Genomic DNA, 20,195 nt, shown 5'->3' with positions numbered 1-20,195 from the left:
CTTTTATATCTTCTTCACTTGCTTTTTTTATCTCCAAACTAATCACCTCTAATAGTACGCAATGATAAATTATTATAGCATTGTTATTGAACTATTCTGCTCCGTTAGTTTAAGTGAAACCATCTTATTAATCTCTATAAATAAATCATACTAGAAAATAACAAATTAAGTGTTTAAGATTTTCTTAACTAGTCTATGAGCAGTTGGCTAATTATTTGCTGCGCAGTAATAGCCTTCTACGAAGTACAAGAGACTATTACTTTATCTAGCCTCCTTATTCATTCGCCGTTAAAATATATACCCTTCCATCTTGCTCAAGGTAAATCTTATCCTCTTCACCAATGACGGAATAAATCTTCGTTCCGACTTCAAAAAAGTTCGATTCTCCATTTTCAGTTGGCAGCTTTTCTTTAGGCAACGCTCTTACAATCGTCCCTACCATCCCACCCTTCTCATAACCCTCATCATTTGTCGCAGCTGTATATTCCTGATCATTAAAATAAACAGAAATACTATACACCCCACTACCACTTCCACCAGTAGACTCCTGCCCGCACGCAGTTAAGAAGGCTAGGAAAACAATAATACACATAAAATAAAAGGGACAAGACCTTTTCATTAAGATCACCTCGGATCAATATGTTGTTTCTTTAATAAGAAGAAAGAGGCCAATCATCCAAACTGAAAAGCGGTGGTCTCTTTTAAAGCCCCCCGCCCTGCCATCACTCTGATAAAGACCTTATGCATTCCTCAGACTCATTTCTCGGATTATTTACAATCGTTGAAACCTCGTAAGCATTCATCAATTGAGCTGAATATGGTTTAATCAGATCTTTTACTATTTCTTTATCCTCAATAGATGGATCTAACCACACTTCTCTGTCCGCATCTCCTAGAATGACCGGCATTCTATCATGGATGTTTTTCATACATTCATTCGGTGCTGTTGTTAAAATCGTGCATGAAACGATCTCCTCATCATCTGAAGTCCATCGATCCCACAGACCAGCAAAGGTGAAGAGTTGATCGTTTACAGTGATTCGATAGGGTTGCTTCGTCTTTTCTGTTCTCTTCCATTCATAGAAACCATCTGCGACAATTACACAACGCCTTCTTTTCAACAAGCGTTTAAAAGCTGGCTTCTCGTCCACCGTTTCACCGCGGGCATTAATCATTTTATATCCTATCTTCGGATCTTTTGCCCACACGGGGACAAGACCCCACTTTAAGTATCCAGCCTTCTTCTTCTCCCCATCTGAAATCACACTTAGTACAGGCTGACTTGGAGCGATATTGAACCTTGGCTCATAGTCCTCTAATTTAATATCAAGTTGCACTTCAATTTGTTCTTTAGTTGCTGTTAACGTATACCTGCCACACATAGCAACGGCCTCCACATTCGAATATCAATAGCTTTTAACCTGGGGCTTTATTTAGTGCATTTAGTAAGGATTTCGTTTATCCCTGTTCTTTTCAATCAAATGCTGTACCCCATATAATAGATACGCTTTGTAATGAATATAAAGAAAGAATTGCACATAGTTGATCCGGCTTAACTTGACTATTTTAATTTTCTTTAAAAAAGGAAGAAGTAAAAAGCTGAAAACCCCATTGGATAAAGCGTTTAATAATGCAAACAGTTTAAAATTTCCATATGAAGATTTAAGTATCCACATAGAAACCGGGATATACGGGCCAATATCAAAGGGTAGCTCGTTTCTTATAAATGATCTCGGTTTATTATAAAACTCCCACCATTTTTGCTTGTTTGCATAGATATGGTTGATCGTTTCAAAAATGGCTATGATAAAGCTTGAAGCAAAAAACCTTTTAAAATGTCTTTTGCCAATAAACAGTAAAGAAAGCCATGGAACTAGGATAATGATTAAGTTAAAAAGGATATGTCGGCTAGAAATCTTCATAAATGGATTCACCTCACTCAAAAATTCGGTTCTTTTAGAGTGCCCATTTGCAAGATATATAACCTCCATTAATAGTGCCAATAAAAGCTTCTTAAGATGATGGGAGGCAAGAAAATCAGATTAAAAAACAGCCTACTTAGTGGGCTTCACCTGGCTTAATGCGAAATTAATTCCTTTGATTTATTCTCCTCAAGCTGAACAGGTGCCCCTTCAACGAAAATCGAATGCCAGATCATGAAAATTAGCACCGCCCATAGTTTTCGCGAGTAATCGATCTTCCCTTCTCGGTGCGCTTCAAGCAGCTTTAACAGTTGGTCCTTATGAAAGAGATGCTCGGTTTTTGACTCAATAATTGTCTCTTGTGCCCACTCGTATAATTCTGCTTTTAACCAGTGTTTGATTGGTACTGGAAAGCCTAGCTTTTTCCTCATTAGTGCCTCTTTAGGTACCACACTCTCTAACGCATCGCGGAGAATATATTTGGTCGTCTTTTTTGCAATCGTGAAGTTTGTTGGGATCTCGCGTGCAATGCTGAATACCTCTTTATCAAGAAAAGGAACTCTAAGCTCTAGTGAATGCGCCATCGTCATTTTATCTGCTTTCACCAAGATGTCTCCTCTAAGCCAGGTGTAGAGGTCAATCATCTGCATTTTCTTCACATCGTCATAGTGATTGATTTGATTAAAGATGGGACCCGTAATGTTGGTATACGACTGGTTAGGGTCGTAGTGTTTCAGGACTGCCTGCTTCTCGCGTTCTGTCATTAGTTTTGCATTGCCAATATATCTTTCAGCTAAAGGTATGCAGCCTCTTTGAATATAATTTTTACCTTTGATCGAGTCAGGTAAATACCTTGAAGCTCCATGCAAGATTTTCTTTTGTTTTGCGCTTAGAAGTGAAAACGGCGCTAATGAACGCGGCTCCCGGTATATGTTATAGCCTGCAAATAGTTCATCCGCCCCCTCACCAGATAGAACAACCTTTACATCCCGAGCGGCCTCTTTTGCTACAAAATAAAGAGGAATTGCTGCGGGATCTGCTACAGGCTCGTCCATATGCCAAACGATCTTTCGTAATTCAGAAACAAACTGCTCAGCTGTTATGTAGGAATGATGATTTTTCACTCCAAGTGCGCTTGCAGTCTCTTTGACCAAATCCACCTCGCTATAGCCATCTCGTAAGAAGCCGACGGTATAGGTTTGAATAGCAGGGTTGACTTCCCTAGCTAGTGCAACAATCGCCGTAGAGTCTATACCACCAGATAAAAAAGAGCCAACCGGCACATCACTACGCATATGTATATTCACAGAGTTCCTTAATGTTTCCCTCAGCTTGTCTTTATAATAGTCATAGCTTTTGTCACTTGTTTGAAAAGAGGGTCCCCAATACTTTTCTATTGTTAAAGGTCCGCCAACTTTCTTCTTCAAGTAATGACCAGGAGGAAGCTTCTTAATTGATTGATCGATCGTATCTGGCTCAGGCACATATTGAAACGTTAAGTAATGCTGCAGTGCCAAATCATCTACTGTTGGACGCATCACGTGTAAGAGAGATTTCGCCTCCGACGCCAGATAGAGTGACTCCTCGTTCTCGCAATAAAATAAAGGCTTTATACCAAAATAATCACGAGCAGCAAACAGTTCCTCTCTTTCTTTATCCCAAATGACGAATGAGAACATCCCTCTTAGCTTGCGTAAGCCATTCTCTTTTTCATCCATGTATAAAGTAAGCAGCACCTCAGTGTCTGATTCCGTTGTAAAAGAATAGCCTTTTTTGATCAGCTCTGCTTTTAGTTCAAGATAGTTATAGATCTCACCGTTAAAGACAATCGTATATCGACCATCCACTGATCTCATAGGTTGATGGCCGCTTTCTACACCAATAATACTCAGCCTCTTAAACCCACATTTCATATGCTTCTCACTCACGTAGCCTTCATCATCCGGCCCCCGGTGATCAATAAGCTGATTCATTTCTTCTAATGTATGAATAGATAGCTCTTTTTCGCCCATAATTGACACAAACCCACACATATTAGCCCCTCCATATGATCCATATGAACATTAGACGAGTTAATATAAGGAAAAGTTTCTAATTTTTTATATTTAATCTACTAGTATGTTTTTTTAAAATCCCTTGAAATCTACTCCGAATAGCTATCACGTTTTAAAGTTAGATCATAGAACCGTATGAATGAATCGTTTCGGCATAAACTACATCTACAATGCGTAAAACGACGAAAGGAATGATTCCAATCGAACATCAGCACGTACTAAAAACCTTAAATAAGTTACTTCAAGGTCAATATATGGGCGTACATTCTTATGAACAATTCATTAAGAACCTTGATGACTCTTCCCCGCTTCGCAATCGTTTCATAACTATACAAAAGGACTTAAAACACCATGCTGCCTTGCTTTCGGAACGAATTCAACAGCTCCATGGGACGCCTGCTACAAGTGAAGGAGTGATTGGTAAGATCGAACGTAACATCAGCCAACTACTTGACCATCCAAAAGATGAAAAGGATATTTTAAAACATGCCATTAAAGGAGAAAATCTCTACGGAATCAAGATGACTGAGAAATTAGTCCGTGATGAGCTTGATAGTGAAAGCTTGAATCTTGTTCATGAGATCTTGGACAAGCAAAGAGATCATGTAGATTATTTAAAGTCTGAATTGCACTGATTATGAAATAGCTAAATAGGGGAAGCGAATCAAATGAATGATACTTGGTTTACACAGCAAGTAATGGAGACTATCAGTAAGAATTTTTTGTTCCGTCCTGGCTTATTATTTATTTTGATAGCTTCTTCCCATAGTTGAAGTGGAAAATCGAATCTTGTATTTCCCTTTAAGTTCTCTCTTTACTTTTTCTGTTAGATAATCACCTTGTTTATTATGTTTTTCTTCCATCTCAACACCATTAGGAATTAATTTATCTAGATCCCAATCGATCCATTCGCCGTACTTCGTTGCCCATTCCATTAATTCGATTTTTAATTCATTTGTAATTGGGAACTCTTCTAATTCAAAGTTATGGCCACAGCGATCGCACCATATAGGGTCTGCCCCGACATCACCTTCTACTTTTAAATGACAGGTGTCATCTTGCTCACAAAAACAGTCCATTTATTTAGTCTCCCCTTGTCAGTGGTTTATCGTATACGTAAGTTGGTTTCTCTAGGATAGCAGCTACCGCATCAGAAAGCTCTAGTTTGCTTGTATCTAAGTAAAAACGTTCAGGTGGTCCCTTATGTTTGAATTCCTTCATCAACTGCAAACACCGGACCCCCATTTGATGTTCCTTAACTCTCAATGAATCTCTTCTTAGTAATTCCTTTTCATCCGTCCAAAGAACAACATATTTTATTTCAATCTGTCCCACTTCATCATTTATCTTTTGGCTAAACTTTTCTATATCTTTGTCAAAAGCAACATAATCAATGATCACATTCATATTTGATATTATAAAATTGCTACTAAGAGAAGCTATGTTTTCCCACACAAGAGCAAGAGACTCTTCACTCTCCCAAGGCGGTTTGTACCCACCGACAACCATATGATGGATGAGGTCGCCCTCTATATATGCACTTTGATCAAATTGTTTTGCTAAGTGTCTCGAAGTGGTAGATTTCCCTACTCCTGCTGGTCCGGAAACAATATATATTCTTGACAATGGATAGACCTCCAACGGAAAAGTACTCCAATTATTTATCCTGATATTACTCACCTTTCTCACAACCATTCGAGTAAGGGCAAGGTGGGGGTATGATGAAATGATGTTCTTTTTATGTGATGATTATTTATTTGCACTTAAAATATATTCCCTTCCTTCTTGCTCGATGTAAATCTTGTTCTCTTCTCCCATGACACCTCCATTAATGGTGACAATAAAAGCTCCTTAAGATGATGAGAGAGGCAAGAAAATCAGGTCGAAAAACAGCCTACCTAGTGGGCTCCACTCTTCATATTAGTAAACTAAGGATTACCTATTCAACTTTAATAAATACATTTTTTAGAATAGGATAGTTTCGTATCTTGCTAGTGTAGGTATTTTTTATGCAAGAAGAAAGACGATTACGCTAAGCATAATCGTCTTTCAATTATTGTTTATTGCCAGTATCGTTGCTGCCTATTACTTTTTTTATATCCCACTCTTCTTCACAATCAGGGCATTTCCATTTCACCATTCGGTCTCTTTCAATATCTGAAATTCCGATTTTTTGAGTGAAGTGTGTAGCATTATTAGAACCCTATTGGTTTTAGGTATAGGACCTCCTTGCAAATCAGCATTACAACGTGGGCAATTCTCTTTATTGTTCTTCCTCAACTCATTCCCCTTGAGTCACTTCGCGTTTTTCTCCTAATAAATAATAATTTACATTACATTAAACCTTTGATGTAAACCATATTTGTTTTGTAAATTACTAATCCGTTATGGCCCCTTTCGATGCAGAGGAAACTAAACGTGCGTATTTAGAAAGATACCCTTTTAAATGTTGTTGTGGAGCAGTCCATTCCTTTGCTCTTACCTTAAATTCTTCTGGTGAAATATCAACTTGGAGTTCCTGAGTCTCACTATTGATCGTGATCATATCTCCTTCTTTAATTAATGCTATTGGTCCACCTACCTGTGCTTCAGGAGAGATATGACCAACGACTAATCCATGTGTACCTCCTGAAAATCTCCCATCAGTGATTAAACCGACCTTTTCGCCTAAACCTTTTCCAACTACGATGGCCGTAATAGACAGCATTTCAGCCATCCCTGGGCCACCCTTAGGACCTACATAACGGATCACGATAATATCTCCTGAATGAATCTCATTGTTTAACACAGCTTCAGTAGCATCTATTTCTGTATCAAACACACGAGCAGGTCCGGTTATTTCTTTTATTTTTAATCCTGACATTTTTGCTAAAGCTCCCTCAGGTGCCAAGTTTCCTTTCAAGATAACTAAAGGCCCTGTTTTACGCTTAGGATTTTCAAAAGAGATAATTTCTTGATCTTCCCTTAATGGTTCCACTTCAGCAAGATTTTGTTCGAGTGTTTTCCCAGTAACTGTCATACAATCACCGTGTAGAAGCCCCTTTTCAAGAAGTAGTTTCATGACTCCCGGTACGCCTCCAATTTCTGATAAGTGTTCCATCACATATCGCCCGCTTGGTTTAAGATCTGCAATATGCGGCACACGCTCTCCGATTCGCTCAAAATCATCTAAGTCAAGGTCAACATCAACGGAATGAGCCATAGCGAGTAAATGGAGTACGGCATTAGTAGATCCTCCAAGAGCCATTACAACTGTGATGGCATTCTCAAATGCTTGTTTCGTCATAATATCCTTTGGAGTAATCCCTTTATCCAGTAAATTCATCACTGCCTTTCCTGCTTCTTCACAATCTTGTAGTTTATCTGGCGTTTCGGCTGGATTGGAAGAACTTCCTGGCAGACTCATTCCCATTGCTTCGATGGCCGAGGCCATTGTATTTGCTGTATACATCCCGCCACATGACCCAGCTCCCGGACAGGCTTGACATTCAATTTTATGTAGTTCATCACTGTCTATATCTCCATTATTGTATTTTCCGACTGCCTCAAAGGCAGAAACAATATCTATGTCTTTCCCATCTACTTTTCCTGGTCGAATCGTCCCCCCATACACAAATACAGACGGCAAATTTAAACGCCCTATCGCAATCATACATCCTGGCATATTTTTATCGCATCCACCAAGAGCTACAACACCGTCATAACTTTGAGCACCGATTACTGTTTCAATAGAATCCGCTATGACTTCCCGACTCGGTAATGAATAACGCATCCCTTCAGTTCCCATAGAGATCCCATCTGATACTGTAATCGTATTGAAAATAAAAGGAGTTCCCCCATTCTCTAAAGTTCCTTCCTTTGTCTTTAGAGCTAACTTATCAATATGCATGTTACATGGTGTAACTTCACTCCATGTACTAGCAATTCCTACAAAGGGTTTATTAAAGCCTTCATCATTAATCCCCGTTGCCCTGATCATTGCACGATTTGGGGCACGATTTATATCGTTAAAAACGGAACTACGGCTTTTTGAACTATTTTTACTCATTTGAACACATTCTCCTTCATCTTTTTAATTTTAGAATAAAATGTATAACTAGATTATTCTATTTAAAAACAAGTTAAAGCATCTCGTTACTATAAATCCAATGGCAAACTTCCACTTCCAAGTAAACATTAAGTTTACTTTAATTAGAAAAAAACAACCCCAGAACTTGAAAGATCCTGAAGTTTGAAAAAATTATCGAAAAATGAAGAATATTAAATTATCATACAACATTTCAACAAAAATAGCATGAATCCTTCTTTAGATCAATGCTTTTTTAGAAAGTAAATCTTTGCCACTGTTAAACAAATATGAATCGGTCTCAATCTCGGTGGTGTATCTCTGGTTTTAAAATACATGAATGACTACGCAGTAAATACTTTGGACTATGCTGCACAGTATGTGTCTACTACGCAATACAAAAGTTAATTAGGTTAGGGTAAACGGTCTATCATTTTGGTAAACCTTTTGTCTTTTAATGGTAAATATTATGTCGGAGGTTGTACATTCAATGGCTATTATCACTCTACATCAATTAAAAAGATTCGATCACTAAATCCACCACGCTCTGTCTGCTTTCTCATTCTTACTTGTTCAATCTCATCCGGCTGAACATCATGAATCGAACCGAGTGCATAAACAACTTCTAACAAATCAGCCATCTCTTCAACGATCTCTTTACGAGAAGTCGCTCCAAGCAGTTCATTCATTTCTTCTTTAAGCTTCTCTCGTAATTGTTGGTCATAACTTCGTGTATCTAGTATTTCTGTTCGAAAGCCTCTCCCACTTCTTTCAATGATTTCAGGGATACGATCTCTTACTAGCTTGTTATATGTAGGCACAGCTATCACCTTTCCTTTAAAAGTAGAACTACATGCCATTAAGGACATGTAGTTCTTTGTATTAATTATAATACTTAAGAAAGCAAACCCACCATCAACTTAAACACGGACGAAGGCTTTTCTTTAAGCTCTTTATATTCCACCACTTGCCTCTCAGCCTCCTTTACAAATACAACTTCCTTCTCCGCAGTATTCATTTCCACCGAGATATCCTTAAAGCGGAAGGTATCAACTTGTTTGGCTTCGTTGACGTCGAGTGAATCTAGTTCGACCTTCACTCGATCTGACACCCTTCTTAACATTCTCCAGATGGCTACCTCTTCTGTTGATTTCATAAATAACTCCGGTAGTTCAGTCGCACTCTTCAACTGGGTGAATGTCGTCAATAAGCTCCCAGCAATCCCGTAGTTAACAGGCTTGATCACTTGCTTGAGATTGACCCAAGCTCCTACTGTAAATTGGACCTCGTCTTCTGAAAGATTCACTTCTTCAATTTCCCCATAGCACACAACGCCATTTTCTCGTTGAGTCGTTTGGCTGACATAAAGAGCGAGGTACTTCGCCCCTTGCCACCCTTTTTTTAAATGAGTAGCTGGTAGAGTGAATCGTGCTTCCTGCATACATAAGATGTAATCTTCCTCTGTAGAAACGACTCCGATTAGCACTTTTTCATCTAATGACGATTCCCACTCCCCCTGTATACCAATGGGGAGGATGCCTTCCTCTTGAATCTCTTCAGGGCTTTTCTCAATCAAGTTCCGTACAAATTGCTCAACCAAGTTCGTCGCAGAAGGTAGAAAAGGCAGGCCACCAATATTCACTTCATTAATACTCTTATAGAAGTGATGATCCTGATACGTCTCTTCTGAACCTAATGGAAATAACACATACGCTCCAAAGGCTGTTCGTTCGTATGGGCCATCTGACCTTGCCACAATCGAGTCTCGGTAGCGATGCATCGTATTAATATCATCCTCTAGTGGACCTGGCTGCTTGTAGCGTCGCTGATAATAGCTTTCTTCTACTGCAAAATCAATTCGATATTTCGCATCAAACACATAATTGAATTGATAGTCCCTCCCCTTCTTCTCAATGCTCAGCATTGTGTCTGGCTTTTGAGTGGTGGTTGGGTTTCGCTCTGTCTTTTGATAGATTAAGGTAATCCGCTCGTCTGTAACTGGGTGTATGAACACTCTTTTAGCCGATTGGTTTGTGTCCAGCCGGATAAACAGCCCACTCCGGCTAACTTTTACGATATCCTGACTCACCTGCTGATAGTTTTTGCGAAGAATTTGTCCCAGCTTAAGAAACGTCCAATACTCATATAGCTCAGCTACATCCTTCACCGACATTTGATAGAGCTTCCCTTGTAGGGCCAATCCTTTTGAGACCGTCAAATAAATCTGAAAGGCATCACGGTATCCCGGAGCCATCTGCATCACTAAGCTCATGCTCGGTTCTCTAAGCTCTTGAATCCCCTTCCAGAAAGCATTTTTCATTTTGCCACTAAGCTTTTTGATCATCGTTTCTATTTCAAGTTGCAAGTCTTCATCCCATTCGACCTGTCTCCATGCTTGACCTGTCAGCTTTTGCTGTAGATACGTGAGCTTATCCATCAACCGAAGAGTCATCCACTTCACATAGCGATTTTCAGGGGTATCATAGATTAATTCTTTTCGTACGTTTAAGCCCTTACTTGGCATCACCATTCGATTGGAAACAGGAATCCCATTTGCCGTATCCACAAAGACTTGTGGGTTCTTCCGAAGATAGCTTCTTGCACGTGAATCAAGCCGCTTCAGCTTGTCCCCTCTCACCTTTTCATAGGACTTTTCAAGCTTATGGTGAGGTTGGCGCTCAATTCTCCCCAACGCTTGAATAAACGAGTTAAAATGATAAGTGATCAACCGATAAAACTCCGCTAACGAAGGCTGCCCATCTAATTTCACTTGGGCTCCTAAGTACGTTTTCTTTAGAAAATGATAGGATAAATTGTAGATCTCATCATTCACTTCATCTATCAACCGCTTATAATCTTCCTTGTAATTAAGCTTTGACGGATACACCTCCATGGTCACTGTGAGCAGCACCTTCGCCTCACTACGAATCTCGAATGTGGATAAGCCTACTTCATTTTGGAAATTCAGGTTCCCCATTAATAAATAGGAGCCGCCTATCTCAACGCGACTAATTGCTTTTCTAAGAGCTGAATGCTCATGGTAAAACGAAAAGCCCTCGCTCTTTTTCGGTGAGACGATGACTTGGTACGCACTATTTTCAAAGAAGATCGGCCGTTGATTCATATAAGGAGAGAGGCATTGCTGTTCCACATCATAAACCAATACCTTCTCAACTGCCTCACCAAAAGCAGCAAACTCCATCACATCATGCATTTCGAGCTGTTGATATTGTTTCAAGCCTTCATATCTTTGGTGGTACGGCTTTCCTTTGATCACTAATGAAAAATACTCCGTCTCAATGACGACCAGCTCAACTTCCTTAGGAGCTGATCCAGAAGGAAGTGAAGCCATCATCCTCTAACCTCCTCAGCATATCCAATACCTTCTCTGCACTTTTCGGGTACTTGGCATCTTGGATATCTGATATTGTGACATCCTGCGTGTCAGAGACCTCTTTATTCGTAAAGACAGTAAATAAATTCTTCAGGACCCGTTCAATGCGCGTATCACTTCCAGCAAGTCTCGGCAGGATCTTTTGCAGCAAGCTATTATCAATCGCTTCATCAAGGCTTAAGAGCTTATGAGATTGACTGTATGCGACATAGAAACAGACTTCATCTCGAATACGATAGCCAATATGCGATCCATTAAACTGTAAAATGGAGTTGATACGGACTAAGATACTCGTCACTTCTTCAACCAGCTCTGGCTCCTTCACATATAGATCCTTTAATTGTAGGTACTCTGAGGCGAACTTGTCATTATGCAGGACCATCGCAGACTTTTCTTGTTGATCCTTTAAGAAGGCTAAATGATCTAATTGAACCCGGTTGAATTCAAGCGTATTGGCCCGGTCTAACACCTTCTTACTAAAAGGGTGAGTCGTCTCGTCCATATTGACGGTTCCGATTAAATAGACATTTGAAGGAAGATACACCTCTGTGCCCGCTACTTCTACAGGTAACACATTCGAAGTAACTTGCATGCCGTCCCTCCACTGCTTACTTTCCATCACACTTAACAAATCACTAAAATAATGCTCCACCCGCGCTAAATTCATTTCATCTAACAAGACAAAGTACGGATTAGGGGGATCACTCATCGCCTGCTTAAGCACCTTTGTTAAAGGACCCTCTTTAAACTCTCCTTTAATATCGATGTATCCTAAAAGATCAGAGCCATCACTCCAATCCGGTCGAACAGGAATTAGCGCAAAACGACCATTCTTCTCCGTCGCCCCGACACTCTCAGCAAACCAACGCACCATCATCGTCTTCCCAGTTCCTGAGATACCAGAAAGAATCACAAAAGGCTTTGTCTTTAACGATAAGTAAAGATTAATCACTTCTTCTTTTTCATAATAGAACCCTTTACTTGATATGTAGGTATGGATATGATCAACGGCTTCTGGGATGGATAAGGAGGCATGCTCATGTACCTGGTCAGAATTTTGTATGTCTTCACCGTAAATAGTAGGTGAACCATCTGATAACGAAATGTATTCCTCATAATAACGAACCATGTTATGTAGATCCTCTACCAGCACTTCTTCTGGGGGGAGGTCGTTGGCATAGTATTCGATGTAAGCAGCCGTGGACTCAGCATACGCGCGTGCTTTCTTTGAAGATCCTAAATGAATCTCATCATCCTTTTTGACCCTAGGATCCATTTCAATCAACTCACGGATCTCTTGTTTGACTTCAGCCATCTTAGATGGAGTCGTTTCAGCCACTCCTTGAGCTAACGTTAAATAGAGACGGCCCATCTCTTCACTAAACAGGTACACAATATAGTAGCCACGCTGCGTTGAAGAAGTAACCTTTTCATTCATAATCGCAACCCACGGTATAGCCGCCCAGTTCCCTTGCCCAACAGACCCTCCTACACTATAATTCTCATTTATGAAAGGTAGCTTCTCAATTTCACCACGAACCTCTCTCCGAACTACACTACCTAAAGGATGACCACCAAATGGCTGTTGTCTTGAAGTAAGGTATTCATTCATAATCTTTTTGAAAAGGCTGTAGAGATTGGTTTGCACGGTGGTTGGCTCCTTCACGTTTGGGTTGTAGTCGATTGGGCTAAGGTTGGAGTCAACTAGATTCGTATATTCCAGCCAATTGACTAAGTAGCGGATACGATCAGTACCTACCGAAGCCACCATTAAATTCGTTCCTTTGGAGTTCCTTACTATTAACATAGCAATTTCTAAAAGAATTTTTCTTTTCTCTCGAGGATTTTCAACTTTTAATAATTGCAATACTTGCAACGTATCATTGAAATATTCATTTTTTAGAAGAAGGTTTCTTAAGAAAAGTTTCTTATCCGCTGCTTCTTTATATTGTTGAAATAAATTATCTACTTCTTGATGAGAATCATCTAAAAAGCCTAACATGCGTAAGTCTTGTCTTGCCCTTGTCTTTACACGGTATAGATTGTTATCTTGATGAAGATCTTTACTTAATGTAGAAGGTGTATAAGTTCCTTTTATGATCTCATCTAAAAATGCAATAACTTTACTAGGCTGCTCAGAGGAAAGATCGTCGGTTTTGAATTCTTTGAACGCTAAAGTTACACTGTTACTCTCTTCTACCTTAGAAATAAAAGGAAAGGAAGCGAATAAGCTAGCTATAAAAACTTTAGATAGGTTGTTTTCTATTTTAGATAAGTTATATGTACGGCGTTCTTGAAACTCTTTGAATTTAGTGAGTATTGATTCATGAGTTAAAGTGAAGCTTGAGATATTTGAGGCGAAAACTTCACTTTTATCTTCATATACGCTTTCTACTTTGAATTGATTATTTGAAAGTATAGATTCGAAATTTTTGTTTTTAGAGAGTATTGATTTAATAATATTCACACCTAGTTGCCCACCTTCTTAATACTTAAGCAGGAATCTACTTATGTATATTATTACTATTATAGGTAATTTAACCTATATTTAACGCTTACCTAATTTATATATATAAGAAGTTATTTCACTATTTATAGTGGTTTGATGTAAGTGGGCTAGCCGGGAAAAGCCAATGCTAGAATCTATAAGCATTGGCTCTCAAGCAGCAAATATAATGATATTGGTGGCCTGAGTCGAAGTAACACTCAAGAATAAAGTATGTATATGAGTGCTTATAGCATACTTACTCAGACTAAAATACTTCTCGTAAATTTATACTAAAAAAGCTGTTGAAAAAAGTGAAAAAGGCCTTTATCGTATGGAGGCTGGTATTCTAAAAGTAATCGCTTGATATAAAGGAATCAGTACTCCATATATCTCCAACAACTCTTTAAAAATCCCTTCCTTTGTCTTTATCCTCTTATTGTCATGGGGGTTCCTTGATTCATTTCAAATTGATACTTAGAGCTATCGTTTTTTGCATGATAATAATGTCGTACTAGTTGGTTTCCCACAAGACTATTATACTCATGGAAATTACCTAAAGTATGAGTTCATCCCCACACTCTCCACGAGCAGGTTAACAATTTAAATATTTACTCTACTCTTCCATAACTATTTCAATAATTTTTTCAATCAGGTCTCTCTGACTTTTTTCATCAACAGGTAAGTCTAAACTCCATTCTCTATTTGCTGATAAATCGCCAACCTCCCCTAAGACTTCATCGATTAAAATGTAATTGTGCTCCTCCCTAGTTGGATAATAAATCACCAATAATGGAATGTCTCCTAAAGCATCACGTAGTATAGCTAACCGGTTATATTTTCTTTTATCACTCCCATTATTTTTATAGTATTTCTCAAATTTATGACTTTCAATTGCCTCAAGCTTTGTATGTTTTTTGAATTCCAGAATTGCTATTGGTTTTTTTTTACTATCTAACAAAATTAAATCGGCATCACCTGGCCAAGCTGCATCTGTTTTTGATAAATAACACTCTAGCTTTGTATACGAGTAGAATAAACCTTTTCCTCCTACTCTAACAGTTCCACCAGAGAGTGTTTTGATTTGTTTCATCAAGCAACTGAGTTTTTCTCTATTAACTGCACTTACTTTCCCTGTTATATCAATATCTACTGATAAAATAGGACAATAATCATCCGTTTGAGATTCCCAATCTACAGACTCTCTGAAGAGCTTATATTTAAGAGATCCCTTTGCTAATAATGCTAAATCTTTTACGAACTCTTCGGAGTCACATGAATAAATCAAATTCTGTATAGCATCAGTAGAGATTGATGGTATTTGCTCCTCGCTTACATTTCTCTTTACCCATAATTCATTTGACAATGTTCCATGAGTCCAATTTTTCCAATTAACAAAAAAGTCAAAGGTAACTCCTGATAATTGATATTTATTTAATAATTCTCTCGAGAACCAATCTTCTGCATCACCGGCAATTTGATGCTTCTTAGAAAGTTTTTCTCGATTTTCACACTCTGCATGCTTTGGTTTAAGTAACATAGGTAATCCCCCACTTGTTGTTTATATAACAGGTCCATTATACCATTAGAGGTTTTTTTTGTAATAATTATTATATAATTCATTAAATAGGAAATAAAAGGAATTTTGTGCTTCATAAAAAAGATCACTATGCTTATAAACATAGAGATCTTTATGAAATACTAATAATCCAACTTAAATTCTTCTTGTATAGGTCCTGTTATATCTAACTTTTTCACAAAATCTTCACGAAAAGCTTGTTTATCAACATTTTTGTCAGAATAAAACTTAAAACCGATGAGTCTAACCTCTTTCCCATCGTGCAAAACCTCAATATCCTCTCTTTCTGTTAACGAAAGCATGAACTTTTCTTTCCATTCATCTTGAGCTATCAAGTGACTTCCCTTTGGTTCAATAAATAGTTGATATGAGAATTTTTCATCTTCCATAAACAAAAGAAAATCAGGCATAAACCCCCTAACACCCTCTATTTCACGAAATTTAACCCTTCTCTCATTTCTTACTAAAAATATACTCTTATAATTTTCTTGAAGGCTTTCTAAAAATTGATGGATTTCCTCAATTAACGCCCATTCAAGTGGGTTTCCTATTGCTTGGTCATAGATGTACCAATCTTGCCCTCTCATACTTCTAGAGGATATTACTTGAGTGTTAAGAGTTCTGTTATTAGTATTTACACTGTTTGTTTCTATTACGTAATTTTCTTCAATATAATTTGCAAACGGCTCTCCAATAAACTCAGCTGTACCTTTTTCTTTAGAAAAATTTAGTTTCATTTTTTCTTCAATGTAAAGAAGGTATCTATCAATAAACGTTAACTGCTCTTTTTTAGATAGATCAGCAATACTCATCCCCCTTGGAATTCGCACAAAAATTTGGCACCCTCCCATAAATGAGGGGCTCTCAATAAAATTTCTTATATTTTCTAAGGAAGGTATATATTTCTTCAATACAGAGAAACTGAAAAAAGGGTTTCTCTGTATAGCCTTTTGAATCATCCTTTTCTCAAGTGGAAGTTGAACTTCGGTAAATAAATTTGAAAGGGTAGAATTACTTTGAGACCGTTTCCCATATTGCTCTTCTTCTGTTCGTTCAAATGTATAAGATACTCGAGTGTCAATAGCATATTTTTCAAACGAATTATAGTCTTCAGGTGTAGTTTTAACACTCCTGTTTATATATATCTTCCCGTTCTTATATAGTGGTTTATCTTTAAATTTCTTTTTTAATTTTGCTTCATATCGGGTATATTTTTCTTCTTTTGTTTGGATACCAGCAGCATCTAAAGATTTTATCAGATTCTTAATGTATGCACTCTCATTGATCGTATGATAATGAAGGCTTTCAAGTACTGATAATTTTTTTCCTAATAGATCAAACCTCCTTTTAAATGATTTTTTTCCATTATACTTAAATGGATAATATCTCGCCCCTCGTCCAATAAGCTGTGCTTCTGAATCAGTAGCTTTCTGGGTGTTAGAAGCTTTCTCACTTAAACGTACTATGTCAAATAAATTAAGGACGTCCCAACCTTCATTTAACTTTGCGACGGCAAATATAGCTCGAATCGGGTTATTCATGTCTTCCAAAGAATTTAGAAGTACCGCATCTTTTTCTGAAAAAATTTCTTTGGAATTTACAATGAGAATAGTGTCTTGAGTAAAATCATTTCTCAAGTCGCGAATAACTTTAAATAAATCTGTACTGTCGTAGTAATTAAAAACTTCTTCCCATACCGTAGAGGTGCCCCTATGAGTGTTCTTCTCACGTTGAACAAATTTCTTTAACTTCGGTTCAGATAACTCCTGAATCATTTGCGTAAAAACTTCTTGAGAGCGTTTCGATAAAGTTATTGTATTTGACTTATACATTATCACTGGCTTTAAGTCAATTTCATTTTCAAGTGCAACATACTTGCGGTACTGATTCATTAGAGTTGCTTTTAACATTTTGCTCTCATCGTCTTCAGTATGCTTAGCTAAGAGTACATTCTTTGAATATTCTTCATTCATAAATCGAGGGAGATCGTATTGAAAAAGAACTTTATCCTTGTATTTATCGAAAAGTTGATCATTATCCAAATTAAGTGTAGCAGTGAACTCTAACATCCTATTTTTAGGATTTGCACTCATTATGTTGGAAACAGTACTTTCCCAGTTCTTTTCTTCAACTTCTTCTTTTGTCTCTTTTTTCTTACCTTTTTTCTTCGTTTGAACATTAATGTGGTGAGCCTCATCACTTAGTAAAATTAACTCTTCTTCAGCTAGAGACTGATAAGTCAATCCATTCTCACGCGGATGGGTCAATTCATTATGGAGCTTCTGAATAGTAGTAAGCTTCAAATAAATAGTTTGTTTACTTTTCTCTTTCGGAAAGACATCAACTACTTGAACAGAAATTCTTTCTCCATTAACTTCTATACCCTCAGGATTAAACAAATATTTATTCGAATTTGGATTTAAAAGGTTTTCTTTGGTCTTTCTTATGATGGAATCGCTATTAACAAAAAATAAAAAGTTTTGAAAACCCTTTTGTTTATAAAGATACAATATAGAAGCAGCTAATACATTAGTTTTTCCTGAACCCGTTGCCATTAGAAATAATAAGTGATTGGACGACGGCTTCCCTTCCATAAAGAGTAAGTGTTCTAGAGCGGCTTGTTGATATGGTCTTAATTGATGCCTCAAATTTTTTTGCACGTAGGCAGGTACAATGGGTCTTTCAATCAATTCATTGTCCTCCCCAATTAACCTACTTAATATATTTTCAATCTGGTGGTGAAGTGTTTCCTTATTCATTTACATCACCTGTTTCTTTACTATAAAAAGAATAATTAAAAGCTCTAGTTTCATTTGAAATGCCATATGAATTGTCATCTATTTCCGTAAGAGCAATGTAACTTTGATTATGATCCAAAGATTCAAGAATAAGCTTCTTCTTTTCTTCTAAAGTTAGCTCTTCATCTGGTAATACCTCACCTAGAAGCTTGTCCAATTCAACTTTATAATTAAAATATGCTTTATCTTCCATTTTATTGACCACATCCAATAACGCCTCACCTGTTGAAACTTTGCTTATTTCTTGTATGAATGCTCCATTTAACTCGAGTAGTTCCGCATATACAAAACTTCCTCCACCCTGCCAATTAACTTCTTTTGAAATGCCACCTTGTTCACCGTCAACTACCTTTTTTAGTCTAGGTATTGAAACTTCACTAATGTAATCCATTTGTTCAACCCCTATGAATTGACGATTCATTTTAATGGATACAGCTTGGGTAGTAGCAGAGCCCATAAAGAAGTCCAAGACTATATCACCTGTATTTGAACCAAGGTGAATGATCCTCTTAAGTAATCGTTCAGGTTTAGGTGTTGCAAATCCTTCTTCTAAATTTAAAGCTTTTATTTCCTCACGTGCTTCATGATTATGTCCAACTTCGTCAAATCTCCAAATAGTCTTAGCTGGCGTACCTTCGTTTTTTAGTTCAGATAAAAATGTCTTCCTAGAAGGAATAGCTTTCCCATTCTTACCGAACCATATCTCATTATTCTCATCCATTCTTTGAAACGTTTCTTTTGAATATCTTGAGAAAGTGCCAGCAGGAGGTGTAAACTTCACACCGTTTTTAAATGTATATGTGAACTTTGCACTGCTCTCAGAACCGCTTTTGGCATGGAGTGGAGTTGCTTTCCAAGGTCCTTTTGGGTGATTATCAGGATTCTTATAAGCACTATTCATTTCTTTAGTACGAGGTAAAGGATTAGGTCTCCAAATTTCTTTATTTTTAGCATAAACTAAAATATGGTCGTGATTATCAGATAACCATTTCACGTCATTTGCATTTGTGTATTTTTTCTCCCAAACTACATTATTAATAAAATTCCCCCGTCCAAATACTTCATCAGCAAGAACTTTTAAATAGTGAGATTCATCATCATCTATATTAATCCATATTGACCCATCATTTGCTAAAAGGTCCTTTGCTATCTCTAGTCGATTCCTCATGAATGTCAACCATGTTGAATGATTAAAACGATCATTGTATTTAAAAGTATCTCCTCCTGTATTATAAGGTGGATCTATGTATATTAGCTTTACTTTTTCAGCATAACGTTCTTTTAGAGAGTATAAAGCAATTAAATTGTTACCTTTAACAATTAAATTATCCATGTTTTCTATTTTACTTACTGTGCGCTCACCACTTTCATCATATTTTTTTGTATTAGTAAATATTTTTGGAGAAAGCATAATATCAATTTCCTCTTTAGCTAATACAGTATGATAGAACACTTCTTCTTTTCTGACATCCTCTTTTTTCATCCCACCCTCTAAAATAGTGTCTTTAAAAGGGAAGTCTACAACAACATCTGAATTATATTTTAAATACTTTCCCTCGCTGGTTAAGCCAATCTCATTGCTATACCTAGTGTAACTATTATCCCAGAAATCTTTGTAACGAAAATAATCAATAAACTCCTGTTGCTTAAAAAGAACAGCACCAGCTATTTCTTTTGAGTAAGTTGACCGAATGAAATCATCAGACAAAAGTAATTTCATCAATTGTTCATCATAATTTAGAACCGCTTCATATATTTTTGTTTTATTTATTTGGTTATCTTCCCAATACATAGGAAGTGATTTTAATAATGTAACCAAACGATCTTCAATAGTTGTTTTCATATATATCCCTCCATCAATAGGTCAAGGCTCTACATCATTGTATAGATAATTTCT

The 20,195-nt window shown here is 37.3% G+C and carries 13 protein-coding genes; 1 reads left to right on the top strand and 12 read right to left on the bottom strand.

All coding sequences use genetic code 11. The features are described from left to right. Nucleotides 1–274: 274 nt before the first annotated feature. From RYX56_RS19180 to asnB, 3 genes are all read right to left on the bottom strand, one after another. Nucleotides 275–619 carry a hypothetical protein gene (locus RYX56_RS19180; RefSeq protein ID WP_317123656.1) on the bottom strand — a complete coding sequence of 115 codons (345 nt, stop codon included), beginning with the start codon at nt 617–619 and terminating at the stop codon, nt 275–277. A 103-nt stretch (nt 620–722) separates the two neighbouring features. Then, nucleotides 723–1,382, bottom strand: coding sequence for an SOS response-associated peptidase (locus tag RYX56_RS19175; RefSeq protein WP_317123655.1), 660 nt, complete (start codon nt 1,380–1,382; stop codon nt 723–725). Nucleotides 1,383–2,077: 695 nt separating this feature from the next. Then, entirely contained in the window at nt 2,078–3,955 is a 1,878-nt protein-coding gene (gene asnB, locus RYX56_RS19170) for an asparagine synthase (glutamine-hydrolyzing) (protein WP_317123654.1), read from the bottom strand. 212 nt (nt 3,956–4,167) lie between these two features. On the opposite strand from asnB, the gene RYX56_RS19165 reads away from it, so the two are divergent. Next, nucleotides 4,168–4,611 (top strand): DUF2383 domain-containing protein, encoded by a 444-nt coding sequence (locus RYX56_RS19165; protein WP_317123653.1) that lies wholly within the window; start codon nt 4,168–4,170, stop codon nt 4,609–4,611. A gap of 105 nt (nt 4,612–4,716) precedes the next feature. Here the strand turns inward: RYX56_RS19165 and RYX56_RS19160 are convergent, their stop codons facing one another. From RYX56_RS19160 to RYX56_RS19120, 9 genes are all read right to left on the bottom strand, one after another. Continuing rightward, nucleotides 4,717–5,055, bottom strand: a complete 339-nt coding sequence (locus tag RYX56_RS19160; RefSeq protein WP_317123652.1) for an immunity protein CdiI family protein — start codon at nt 5,053–5,055, stop codon at nt 4,717–4,719. A 4-nt stretch (nt 5,056–5,059) separates the two neighbouring features. Beyond that, nucleotides 5,060–5,602, bottom strand: a complete 543-nt coding sequence (locus tag RYX56_RS19155; RefSeq protein WP_317123651.1) for an AAA family ATPase — start codon at nt 5,600–5,602, stop codon at nt 5,060–5,062. A gap of 751 nt (nt 5,603–6,353) precedes the next feature. Beyond that, complete coding sequence (gene ilvD, locus RYX56_RS19150) at nt 6,354–8,024, bottom strand: dihydroxy-acid dehydratase (protein WP_317123650.1); 1,671 nt, start codon at nt 8,022–8,024, stop codon at nt 6,354–6,356. A 518-nt stretch (nt 8,025–8,542) separates the two neighbouring features. Next, nucleotides 8,543–8,863 carry a pyrophosphohydrolase domain-containing protein gene (locus tag RYX56_RS19145; protein WP_317123649.1) on the bottom strand — a complete coding sequence of 107 codons (321 nt, stop codon included), beginning with the start codon at nt 8,861–8,863 and terminating at the stop codon, nt 8,543–8,545. Between the two features lie 74 nt (nt 8,864–8,937). Beyond that, nucleotides 8,938–11,397: a DUF2357 domain-containing protein gene (locus RYX56_RS19140; RefSeq protein ID WP_317123648.1), complete on the bottom strand. Its 2,460-nt coding sequence runs from the start codon at nt 11,395–11,397 to the stop codon at nt 8,938–8,940. Beyond that, entirely contained in the window at nt 11,363–13,903 is a 2,541-nt protein-coding gene (locus RYX56_RS19135) for an MrcB family domain-containing protein (RefSeq protein WP_317123647.1), read from the bottom strand. Before RYX56_RS19135 ends, RYX56_RS19140 begins: the two co-directional genes overlap by 35 nt. Before the next feature lie 634 nt (nt 13,904–14,537). Then, nucleotides 14,538–15,461, bottom strand: coding sequence for a hypothetical protein (locus RYX56_RS19130; RefSeq protein WP_317123646.1), 924 nt, complete (start codon nt 15,459–15,461; stop codon nt 14,538–14,540). Nucleotides 15,462–15,622: 161 nt separating this feature from the next. Next, the gene (locus tag RYX56_RS19125) at nt 15,623–18,259 is read right to left on the bottom strand and encodes a DEAD/DEAH box helicase family protein (RefSeq protein WP_317123645.1); all 2,637 of its coding nucleotides are present in this window, start codon (nt 18,257–18,259) and stop codon (nt 15,623–15,625) included. After that, entirely contained in the window at nt 18,252–20,141 is a 1,890-nt protein-coding gene (locus RYX56_RS19120; protein WP_317123644.1) for a DNA methyltransferase, read from the bottom strand. Before RYX56_RS19120 ends, RYX56_RS19125 begins: the two co-directional genes overlap by 8 nt. Nucleotides 20,142–20,195 lie beyond the last annotated feature (54 nt).

This window comes from Alkalihalophilus lindianensis (assembly GCF_032843265.1).
Lineage (GTDB): Bacteria > Bacillota > Bacilli > Bacillales > Bacillaceae_D > Alkalihalophilus > Alkalihalophilus lindianensis.
This window is presented reverse-complemented; position numbering and strand designations above follow the sequence as displayed.